Origin of the sequence: Polymorphospora sp. A560, assembly GCF_045781765.1 — a bacterium.
Classification (GTDB): Bacteria; Actinomycetota; Actinomycetes; order Mycobacteriales; family Micromonosporaceae; genus Polymorphospora; species Polymorphospora lycopeni.
Map to the genome: position 1 here is coordinate 3,881,733 of NZ_CP122282.1, position 11,871 is coordinate 3,893,603.

Annotated in this window: 1 protein-coding gene and 2 pseudogenes; all 3 read right to left on the reverse strand. The window is 73.7% G+C overall.

The features are described 5' to 3' along the window. Positions 1 to 666, reverse strand: a pseudogene (locus tag QCD66_RS17435) (AMP-binding protein); the annotation flags it as partial. Then, positions 570 to 11,333: pseudogene (locus tag QCD66_RS17440) on the reverse strand (amino acid adenylation domain-containing protein); the annotation flags it as partial. The pseudogenes QCD66_RS17435 and QCD66_RS17440, both read right to left, overlap by 97 nt. Positions 11,334 to 11,444: 111 nt before the next feature. After that, the gene (gene panD, locus QCD66_RS17445; protein WP_357534205.1) at positions 11,445 to 11,816 is read right to left on the reverse strand and encodes an aspartate 1-decarboxylase; all 372 of its coding nucleotides are present in this window, start codon (positions 11,814 to 11,816) and stop codon (positions 11,445 to 11,447) included. Positions 11,817 to 11,871 lie beyond the last annotated feature (55 nt).

The window sequence follows — 11,871 nt, forward strand, 5'->3', positions numbered from 1 at the left end:
GGCCGGCAGTCGCCGCGCCAGGTAGGCCCGGATCTCGTCGGGGTCGAGATCGGGTTCCTTCGGTACGACCGCTGCGGTGAGTTGTTGGTTGGTGGTGGTGGCGATGGCGTGGTGGATGTGGGGGTGGGTGTGGAGGTGGGTTTCGATGTCGCCGAGTTCGATGCGGTGGCCGTTGAGTTTGATTTGGTGGTCGGTGCGGCCGAGGAATTCGATGGTGCCGTCGGGCCAGTAGCGGCCTTGGTCTCCGGTGCGGTACCAGCGTTGGTTGTGGTGGGTGGGGAATTGGGTGTTGGTGCGTTCGGGGTCGTTTGTGTAGCCGGTGGCGAGTCCTTGTCCGCCGATCCAGAGTTCGCCGGGGACCCAGTTGGGTCGGTCGTTTCCGTGTGGGTCGGTGATTCGGTAGGTCTGGTTGCGTAGTGGGGTGCCGTAGGGGATGGAGGTCCAGTGGGTGGGGATGTGGGTGATGTGGTGGTGGTTGGACCAGATGGCGGCTTCGGTGGCGCCGCCGAGGGCGATGTGTTGGGTGTTGGGGTTTTTGGTGGTGAGGCGGTGGTGTTGGTCGAGGGGATCCAGTCGCCGCTGGTGAGGGCGAGGCGGAGGGTGGTGAGTTGGTGGGGTTGGGCGGTGGTGAGGAGGATGTCGAGGAGGGTGGGGACGGTGTTCCAGATGGTGACTTTGTGGTGGTGGATGAGGTGGGCCCAGGTGTGGGGGTCGGGGTGTTGGTTTTCGGGGGTGGTGGTGATGGTGGCGCCGGCGGTGAGGGTGCCGAGGATGTCGTAGACGGATAGGTCGAAGTCGAGTTGGCTGATTTGGATGGTGTTGTCGTTGGGGGTGGTTTGGTAGCGGTGGTTGATGTCTTCGATGGTGTTTTGGGTGGCGCGGTGGGTGAGTTGGACGCCTTTTGGTTGTCCGGTGGATCCGCTGGTGAAGATGATGTAGGCGGGTGTGGTGTCGGGGATGGGTGTGGGTTTTGTTAGTGGGTTGGGGTGGTGGAGGGCTTGGGTGATGGTGGTGGTGTCGAGGGTGGTGGTGATGCCGGCGGTGGTGTGGATTTGTTGTTTGCGGTGGTGGGGGTGGTGGGGGTTGATGGGGACGTAGGTGGCGCCGGCGGTGAGGGTGCCGAGGACGGCGGCGATTTGGTGGGGGCCTTTGGGGAGGGTGATGGCGACGGGTTGGCCGGGTTGGATGTTGTGGTGGTGGACGAGCCAGCCGGCGATGTGGAGGGCTTGTTGGGCGAGTTGTTGGTAGGTGAGGGTGCCGTCGGGTCCGGTGACGGCGAGGTGGTCGGGGCGGGTGGCGGCGTGGTGGAAGAGGCCGTCGTGCAGGAGTTTTCCGGAGATGGGGTGGTCGGTGGCGTTCACCACCGCCCGCACCGCCAGGTGACTGGCCGGGGCCAGGCCCGGCGTCGGCTCCGTCCAGTCGGCGAAGACCAGCCGGGCCAGCACCCCGCGATAGGCGCGGAACATGTCGTCGAGCACGTCGTCGTGGAAGAGTTCCTCCACCGCGTCCCAGCTGAACCGGATCCCGCCGTGGTCCTCGTAGACCTGGTGGTCCAGCCACACCTGCGGCGTCTGCGAGATGCCCCAGACCCGTTCGGGGAACCGGCGCGGCGTGTGGTCGGCGACCTCGTCGGCGACGCCGAGCGCGCTGGTGAACACCACCGGCATGCTCGCCCGGCCGGTGCCGTCCAGCCGGCCGAGCTCGCGCAGCACCCAGACCGCGGAGACGTCCCGGTGCTCCAGGTCGCGCCACATCTGCTCCTGCAACCGGCGGGCCCGGTCCAGGAAGCCCTGCCCCGGCCGCGGCCGGCTGGCCAACAGCAGCAGCGAGGTGAAGTCACCCAGCACGTGGTTGATGTCGGGGTGCACGTCCCGCCGGTCGAACAGGGTCAGGTTGATGGTCAGCTCGGTGCTCGCGCTCCACGCGGCGAGCACCTCGGCGTAGCAGGTCAGCAGGACCGCCGACGGGGTCAGCCCGTACTCGCGGGCCCGGTCGGTGACCGTACGCCAGTCCGCCGCCGACAGTGCCGCCTCCCGGCGTACGAAACGCGGGGTGACCGTCTCCGGGTCGGTCCGCAGCGGCAGTTGCGGCGGGGGCGGCAGGTCGACGACCCGGTTGCGCCAGTAGTCCTGGGACCGGGCGACCTGCTCGGCGCTCGGCCCGGCGCCCAGCAGGTAGTCGCGGAACGACACCCCGACCGACGGCAGCACCGCGTCCGGGTCGTCGTACAGGGTGGCCAGCTCGGTGTAGAAGATCCGCATGCTCAGCCCGTCGAGGACCAGGTTGTCCAGGCTCAGCCCGAGCCGGGTACGCCGGTCGCCGTACCGGACGGCCCGCAGGTCGAACAGCGGCCACCGGGCCGGGTCGAGGACCTGGTGCGACATGTCGGCGCGTAGCCCGGCCAGCGCCTCGCCGCCGTCGCCGGCACCGTCGGTCACCGGGATCGTGAGCCGGGGTACGTCGCGCAGCACCCGCTGCCGCCCGTCGGCGTCGAAGACGACCCGGAGCATGTCGTGCCGGTCGACCAGCCGGGCCAGCGCCTCCTCGAGCCGTACCAGGTCGACGTCCACGCCGTCGAACTCGGTGTAGTAGTGGGTGCCGACCCCGCCGAGCGCGAACTGGTCGCCGCGGCCGAAGAGGTAGGCCCGCTGCACGTCGGTCGGCTCGAACGGCTCGTGGCGGCCGTCGTCGTCGGCGGCCAGCGCCGCCGCCGGTTCCGGGGCGCCCGCCGGCCGTTCCGCCGGGGCGGCCACTTCGAGGGTGGCGGCGAAGTCGGCCAGCCGGGAGGCGGCGAACAGGGCCGGCAGCCGGGCGCCGGTCACGCCGGCCGCCTGCAGCCGGGCCATCATCCGGGTGGCGAGCAGGCTGTCGCCGCCGAGCCGGAAGAAGTCGCTGTCCCGGCCGACCGGGGCGTCCAGCAACTCGCTCCAGATGCCGGCGAGCAGCCGCTCGGCCGGGGTGCCCGGGGCGTCGCTCGGGCCGGCCGTGTCCGGCGCGGCGTCGGCGAGCAGGTCGCGTACCGCGGCCCGGTCCACCTTGCCGTTCGCCGACAGCGGCAGCCGGTGCAGTGCCGCGAGCCGCGCCGGCACCAGGTACGCCGGCAGCCGTTCGGCGAGCCAGCGGCGTACCTCGGCCAGGTCGACGGCGGGCGCGTCGGCGGGACGGGCGGCGGTCAGCCACAGGTTCCCCTGGTCGGTGCCGGCCTCCGCCGGCAGGGCGAACCCGGCGTCGGCGAGCAGGTCGCGCCACCGGTCGGCGGACAGCAGCGGATCACGCTGCCCGCGCCGGATGCCGTCGAGGTCGGCGAACCCCCGCTCGGGTACGGCGACGGTGACCAGCGCCAGCGGTGACAGGGTGGCCGCCTCCAGGGCGACCAGTACGCCGCCGGGGGCCAGCAGCAGCCGCACGGTGGCCAGCGCCGCGGCCGGGTCGGCCTCGCGGTGCAGCGAGTTGTTGGCGACGACCACGTCGAACCGGTGCAGGGCCGACTCGTCGACGGTGCCGGTGAGCCGGTGCAGCCGTACCGGGTGCGGCAGGCCGGCGAGGTGTTCGCGGGCGGTGGCGAGCAGTCCGGCGGAGGAGTCGAACAGGGTGTACTCGACGCGGGCCGGGTCGAGGCCGGCGAGCAGCCGGGCGGCGGTCCGCCCGCCGCGCCCGCCGAACTCGGCGACGCGCAGCGGCCGGTCGAGCCGGTCCGCGGCGGCGGCCAGCCGGTCGGCGAGAGCGGCCAGCGCGGCGGCCGTCGCCGGTTGGGCGTCGACCAGCGCCTCCGGGGCGAGCACCGGGTCGTCGAGCAGTACGGCCGCCTCCTGTTCGCCCCGCACGATCGCCAGCAGGCGTCCGGTGGTGGCGCGCAGCCGGTCGGCGACGCCGGCCAGTGCGCGGCCGCCGGTCGCGGCGGCGCCCTCGGAGGCGTTTTCCGGCCCGGCGGTGTCGGCGGCGGCGCGTACGGCGGCCAGCCGCGGACCGGCGGCGTACCCGTCCCCGGCGCCGGCCAGCACCTCCCGGTCGGCCAGCCAGTCCAGCCAGCGCCGCACCAGCGGGCGCATCGGCGTGGCGATCCGCCACCGCTCCAGCGCCGGCCCGACCGGCGTGCGCGCGCCGAAGGCGTCGGGGTCGAGCAGGTCGAGCAGCCGGACCAGGCCCTGTTCGGTCAGCGCCGTCTCGACCGCGCCGGTGTCACCGGCCACGGTGGACGGCCGCGGTACGGCGAGCAGCACCTCGCCCACGGCGGTGACGGCGGCCCCGGCGGACGCGGGCACCGGGTCGTCGACCGTGACCGCTGCGGTGAGTTGTTGGTTGGTGGTGGTGGCGATGGCGTGGTGGATGTGGGGGTGGGTGTGGAGGTGGGTTTCGATGTCGCCGAGTTCGATGCGGTGGCCGTTGAGTTTGATTTGGTGGTCGGTGCGGCCGAGGAATTCGATGGTGCCGTCGGGCCAGTAGCGGCCTTGGTCTCCGGTGCGGTACCAGCGTTGGTTGTGGTGGGTGGGGAATTGGGTGTTGGTGCGTTCGGGGTCGTTTGTGTAGCCGGTGGCGAGTCCTTGTCCGCCGATCCAGAGTTCGCCGGGGACCCAGTTGGGTCGGTCGTTTCCGTGTGGGTCGGTGATTCGGTAGGTCTGGTTGCGTAGTGGGGTGCCGTAGGGGATGGAGGTCCAGTGGGTGGGGATGTGGGTGATGTGGTGGTGGTTGGACCAGATGGCGGCTTCGGTGGCGCCGCCGAGGGCGATGTGTTGGGTGTTGGGGTTTTTGGTGGTGAGGCGGTGGTGTTGGTCGAGGGGGATCCAGTCGCCGCTGGTGAGGGCGAGGCGGAGGGTGGTGAGTTGGTGGGGTTGGGCGGTGGTGAGGAGGATGTCGAGGAGGGTGGGGACGGTGTTCCAGATGGTGACTTTGTGGTGGTGGATGAGGTGGGCCCAGGTGTGGGGGTCGGGGTGTTGGTTTTCGGGGGTGGTGGTGATGGTGGCGCCGGCGGTGAGGGTGCCGAGGATGTCGTAGACGGATAGGTCGAAGTCGAGTTGGCTGATTTGGATGGTGTTGTCGTTGGGGGTGGTTTGGTAGCGGTGGTTGATGTCTTCGATGGTGTTTTGGGTGGCGCGGTGGGTGAGTTGGACGCCTTTTGGTTGTCCGGTGGATCCGCTGGTGAAGATGATGTAGGCGGGTGTGGTGTCGGGGATGGGTGTGGGTTTTGTTAGTGGGTTGGGGTGGTGGAGGGCTTGGGTGATGGTGGTGGTGTCGAGGGTGGTGGTGATGCCGGCGGTGGTGTGGATTTGTTGTTTGCGGTGGTGGGGGTGGTGGGGGTTGATGGGGACGTAGGTGGCGCCGGCGGTGAGGGTGCCGAGGACGGCGGCGATTTGGTGGGGGCCTTTGGGGAGGGTGATGGCGACGGGTTGGCCGGGTTGGATGTTGTGGTGGTGGACGAGCCAGCCGGCGATGTGGAGGGCTTGTTGGGCGAGTTGTTGGTAGGTGAGGGTGCCGTCGGGTCCGGTGACGGCGAGGTGGTCGGGGCGGGTGGCGGCGTGGTGGAAGAGGCCGTCGTGCAGGAGTTTTCCGGAGATGGGGTGGTCGGTGGCGTTCACCACCGCCCGCACCGCCAACTGGTCGTCGGGGACCAGCGTCGGCGGCACCGCCGACCAGTCCGCGCCGGCCAGCCAGTCCACCAGGCGGCCGTACGCGCCGAACATCGCGTCCAGCACCCCGTCGTGGAAGAGGTCGTCGACCGCGTCCCAGGTGAGCAGCACCCCACCGGCGTGCTCCATCACCTGGTGGTCCAGCCACACCTGCGGGGTCTGCGACACCGTCCAGCCCAGCTCGCCGAAGGCGTCGCGCACGTCGCCGTCGACCAGGTCGCGGCCGAGGTTGCTGGTGAACACCACCGGCGCGCTGGCCGCCTGCGGGCCCCGCTCGCGGGCCAGGTCGCGCAGCACCTCGACGCCGGAGTAGCCGGCGTGCGCCAGGTCGGCCCGGAAGCGCTCCTGGACCGTCCGGGCCCGCCCGGCGAAGTCGGCCGTCGGGTCGACCTCGACGTCGAGCAGGATCAGGCTGGTGAAGTCGGCGACCAGCCGTTCCACGTCCGGGTGCCGGCCGTCGCGGTCGAACAGGGTCAGGTTGAGCAGGAACCGTGGCTGGGTGCTCCACGCCCCGAGCACGGCGGCGAACGCGGTCGCCAGCGCGATCGACGGGGTAACGCCGTGCCGCCGGGCCTGCCCGACGACCGACCGCCAGGCCGCCGGCGACACCTGCCGGGTCCGCCGGACGAAGCGCGGCGCACCGTCGGTCGTCGTCGCCGACAGCGGTAGCTGCGGCGGCGCCGGCAGCTCCGGCAGCCGCTCCCGCCAGTACCCGCGGTCCTCGTCCCGCCGCCGGTCCCGGGCACCGGACGTGGCCAGGTACGCGGCGAAGCTGGTGCCGATCGCCGGCAGCGCCTCCTGCGGCCGGCGGTAGAGCGCGGCCAGGTCGGCGAGCACGATCTGGATGCTGGCCGCGTCGGCGACCAGCAGGTCGAGGTTGACGTGCAGCCGGGTGCCGCCACCGGGCAGCAGCGACACCCGCAGGTCGAAGACCTCGCCGGCGGCGACGTCGAGCAGCCGGTGCGACAGCCGGTCGCGGACCGCCAGCAGGGCCGCCCCGGCGTCACCGGCCGGCAGGTCGCGCAGGTCGTGCACGGTCACCCCGGGCCAGGCGGCCTCGGCGGCGATCCGCTGCCGCCCGTCGGCATCGAACCGGGCCCGCAGCATGCCGTGCCGGCCGGCCAGCGCGTACCCGGCCCGTTCGAGCCGGTCCGGGTCGAGGCCGTGGCCGTCGAGTTCGGCGTACACGTGGCAGCCGACCCCGCCGAGCGGCTGGGCCGGGTCGCGGCCGACCCAGTACGCGTGCTGGACCGGGGTGAGGTCGAACGGCGCGTACTCGTCGACGATGGCCGGAAGGTCGGCGGCGGGTTCGTCGCGCGCCTCCAGCAGCCGCCGTGACCAGGCGGCCAGGGTGGGGCGGGCGAGCAGGTCGGCGTACGCCACGTCGGCGCCGGCCCGCCGCCAGCGGGCGGCCAGATCCATGACGCGTACCGAGTCGAGGCCGGCGGCGACCAGGTCCTCGTCGGCGCCGAGGCTGTCCGGCGTACGGTCGATCAGTTCGGCGACGTCGTGCCGGATCCGGTCCGGGGTCAGCGGTGCCGCCGGGTCGGCGGCGGGCGCGGCGGCGGCCGGCTCCACCGGATACCAGTGCCGGTGCGCGGTGAACGGGTACGCCGGCAGGCGCGGGTCGGCGCCGGCCGGTGGGTCGAAGACGGTCCAGTCCAGCGGGGCGCCGCGCCGGTACGCCTCGGCGACACCGGCCCGCCCGCCGTCGCCGACCGCCAGCGTCACGACGCCGTCTACATCGGACGAAGCGGCGCCGACGGCCAGCACGAGCCCCGGCTGTGCCTCGGTGGTCAGCGGCGGCACGCCGTCGGGGTGGGCACCGATCTCGGCGTACCAGCGTGGGTCGGCGTGCACCAGGTCCGGGCCGAGTCCCAGCGCGTGCAGCACGTCGAGCAGTTGCCGCCAGTCGGGCCCGGCACCGGTCGGGGCGACCCAACCCGGCAGCCAGCGGCGCAGCCCGGCGAGCAGCGCGCCGACCGGGTCGCCGTCGCGCAGCCGCAGCACCAGCGGGCCCGGCGCCGGGGCCGGTACGGGCACCGGCGGGTTGGCGAGCCGCCCCGGCAGGGTCGCCGGATCGGTGGCGTCGAGCACGGCACGCCAGGGCAGCAGGTGGTCGCGGCGCTGCCGCCAGCCGGCGAGCAGCCGGGCCCGGTCGGCGGCGGCCAGCCCCTCCAGCGCGGCGGCGAGCCGGCCGGCCCGAAGGCGTACGGCGTCGGGGTCGGCACCGGCGAGCGGAACCCAGCCGGCCGGGTCCGGCCCGGCGTCGGTGGCCGGTGCGGCGGTGCCCGGTGCCGGTGCGGCCTCCACCACCAGGTGGGCGATGGTCCCGGTGAACCCGAACGAGCTGACCCCGACCCGGCGCAGCGGCCGGTCCGGGTCGACCGTCTCGGTGCCGGCCGGGAACCGGTAGTCCAGGCCGGTGCCGGCGAGCCGCGGGTTGGCGGCGGTGAACGTCGGGCTGCCCGGCCAGACCTGGTCGCGCAGGGCGACGATGGCCCGCAGCACCCCGGCGACACCGGCCGCGGCCTCCAGGTGGCCGAGGTTGGTCTTGACCGAGCCGACGAGCAGCGGCCGGTCCCGGCCGGCGAAGACCTCGGCGAGCCCGCTGATCTCCACCGGGTCGCCCAGCGGCGTACCGGTGCCGTGCAGTTCGACCGCGTCGACGTCGCCGGCACCGAGGCCGGCGGCGGCGAGCGCGGCGCGGATCACGTCCGCCTGGGCGCCCGGGTCGGGCACGGTCAGCCCGGACGAGGCGCCGTCCTGGGCGACGGCGCTGCCACGCAGCACGGCGAGGATCCGGTCGCCGTCACGCCGGGCGGCGGCCAGCGGCTTGAGGACCAGGACGGCGGCGCCCTCGCCGCGGCCGTACCCGTCGGCGTCGGCGGACAGGGTCGCGCAGCGGCCGGCCGGCGACAGCATGCCGGCGTCGGCGAGGGCACGCTCGGTCTCCGGCGACAGGGCGAGGTTCACCCCGCCGGCCAGGGCGAGGTCGCAGGTGCCGTCGGCGAGGTGCCGCAGGGCGGTGTCGATGGCCACCAGCGAGGCGGAGCAGGCGGTGTCGACGGTGAGGGCCGGGCCGCGCAGCCCGAGGTGGTGGGCGATCCGACCGGCGGTGGCGCTCATGCTGCTGCCGGTGGCGTGCATCGCCCGGATCAGGTCGGGCCGGCCGATCCGCAGCGGGAGGCTGGCGTAGTCGTGGTGCCCCTGGCCGACGAAGACGCCGGTCCGGGTGCCGCGCAGCCGGTGGGCGGCCAGGCCGGCGTCCTCGACCGCGTGCCAGGCGACCTCGAGCAGCAGCCGCTGCTGCGGGTCCATCGCCCGGGCCTGCGCGCCGCCGATGCCGAAGAACTCCGCGTCGAAGGTGTCGACCCGGTCGAGGTAGCCGCCGGGCAGGGTGAGCGGGACACCGTCGTCGGCCCGGGCCGGCGGCGGCGGGCGCAGCGTGCTGCCGGCGGCGTGCAGGAGCGCCCCGAGCGCGTCGAGACTGTCGATGCCGCCGGCGAGGCGTACGCCGACCCCGACGACCGCGACCGCGTCGGTGCCGGGCGGCGCGGTGGCCGGCACCGGTGCCGCGGGGGCGGCCGGGACGCCGGCCAGCGCGGCGGCGAGCCGGCGCAGGGTCGGATGCCGGAAGAGCATCGACACCGGGACCGGTCGGCCGGTCCGGTCGGCGAGGGTGGCGGCCCAGCGGGTGGCGCGTACGGAGTCGAGCCCGAGTTCGGCGAAGCCGGTGTCCATCGGCACCCGGTCGCGGCCCAGCACCGCGCCCAGCGTCTCGTGCGCGACGGTGAGCGTGCCGGCGGGGTCGGCGGCCGGTGTGGCGTTGGCGGTGACCGGCGGGTGGTCCTGGGTGGCCGGGGAGCCTGCCGGGCCGACGGACGAGGTGGCCGCGCCGTCGGTGGCGCGGGCGCCCGGGTTGGCGGGGTCGGTGGCGGTGGTGAGGGCGTCGCGGTGGAGGACCGGCAGCCGGCCGGCGCGGTCGGCGGCCGCCGTCGCGGTCCGGCGGATCTTGCCGGAGGTCGTCTTCGGCAGCGCCATCCGGCGCACCAGGGCCACCTCGGCGACCACGATCTCGTGCCGGTCGTGGATCTGGGCCCGGATCTCGGCGGCGATCTCTACGAGCGCCGCGTCGGGCAGGTGCCGGTCGACCTCGGCGAAGACCAGCACCGCGTCGCCGTCGTCGGGCTGCACCGCGCACGCCCCGCCGACGGCGACCGCGTCGACCCGCTGCTCGACGGTGCGTTCCAGGTCGTTCGGGTGGTGGTTGGCGCCGTGCACGATGATCAGGTCGCGCAGCCGGCCGCAGACGAACAGTTCGCCGTCTTCGTCGAGGAAGCCCAGGTCGCCGGTGCGCAGCCAGGGGCCGCGTCCGTCGGCGCGGACCGCCTGGAAGGTCCGGGCCGACTCCTGCGGCCGGCCCCAGTACGCGGTCGGCAGGCCGGGGCCGCCGACCCAGATCTCGCCGACGCCGCGCGCCGGCAGTTCCGCGCCGGTGTGGGGGTCCACGATGGACACCTCGCGGTCGTGGAACCAGTTGCCGGACGACACCAGCGTCCGCCGGGCCGGGCCGTCCGGCTCGCGGGCGACGCCCTCGGCCAGCGCGCGCGGGTCGAAGTCGGCCGACCGGAAGCCGCGCGGGCGCCGGCTGCTGGACACACAGAGCACCGCCTCGGCCAGCCCGTACGCGGGCGTCACCGCCTCGGCGGGCAGGCCGGCGGCGGCGAAGTGCGCGGCGAACCGGCGTACGGTCTGCTCCCGGATCGGCTCGGCGCCGTTGGCGACGTACCGGATCGCGGACAGGTCGAGGGTGGCGGCCTCGTCGGCGGGAATGGCCTCGACGCACCGGGCGAAGCCGAAGTCCGGCCCGGCGATCCAGTTGGCCCGGTAGGTGCTGGCCGCGCGCAGCCAGCGTCCCGGGTCGGCGGCGAAGGTGGCCGGGCTCATCATCGTGGTGGTGCCGCCGGTGAGCAGCGGCAGCAGCGCCTGCTGGAGCATGCCCATGTCGTGGTAGAGCGGCAGCCAGCCGGCGACGTGGACCGGTTCCGGAGCTCCCCACATCGCGGTCAGCAGGCCGACCTGGTGCAGGACCGTGCCGTGGGTGTTGCAGACGGCCTTCGGTGTCCCGGTCGAGCCCGACGAGTACTGCAGGAACGCGATGTCGTCGGGGGAGCGGTCGGGCAGGTCGGTCGCGGTGGCCGGCGGCAGCTCGTCCAGCGCGAGGGCACGTACCCCGTCGGGCAGCGTGCCGGCCGGGATGCCGGTGGCGTCGGCGACCAGCGCGACGGCCGGGTCGCAGTCGGCGACGATGGCGGCGAGCCGGTCGCCGGCACGGTTCAGCCGGCCGGACGCCGGCAGCGGCACCGGCACCGCGACGAGGCCGGCGTGCACGGTGCCGAGGAAGGCGGCGACGAACTGCGGCCCGGTCGGCGGCAGCAGGAGCAGGGCCCGGTCGCCGGGGGAGAAGCGGGCGGCCAGGGCGGCCGCGACGGGTTCGCATTCGGCCAGCAGTTGCGCGTACGTTCGCTCGGTGACGGTATCGTCACCGGAAAGGAAACGCAGGGCCACCCGGTCCGGGAACTCCCTGGCGACACGGATGAACTGGGCGGATACGCCGGATGAGCGATTGCCGTCGGTCAACACAGCGACAACGTAATCAATCCCCGAGGTGCCTCGATCATGTCGCACCCGGCAAGAAATAGTCATGGCGACTAGTTGCCAACGGCTGGCCCGACCGGTCCACGACGGACCGGCGGGCCAGCCGCCGGATCGGGTCCGCGAGAGGCGGACGCGCCGGCCCCGATGCCGGCGGTCCGCTCAGACGCCCGGGTTCGAGTGCAGCGAGATGATCTCGTTCTTGCCGTTGACGTGGACCACCTTCGGCTCCAGGCTGCGGGCCTCCTCGTCGGTGACCAGCCCGTAGCCGATGATGATGATCAGGTCGCCGGTGTGCACCAGCCGGGCGGCGGCGCCGTTGATGCCGATGACCCCGGAGCCGGCGGGCCCCTCGATCGCGTACGTCTCCAGCCGGGCCCCGTTGTCGATGTCGACGACGTGGATCAGTTCGCCGGGCAGGATGTCGGCGGCCCGCATCAGGTCGACGTCGATGGTCAGCGACCCGATGTAGTGCAGGTCGGCCTGGGTGACGGTGGCTCGGTGGATCTTGGACTTGAGCATGGTGCGGAACATGGGGTCGCTCCCTGGGCGCGTCGGACGGCCGGCCGGCGGTCGTTGCCGGCCGGCC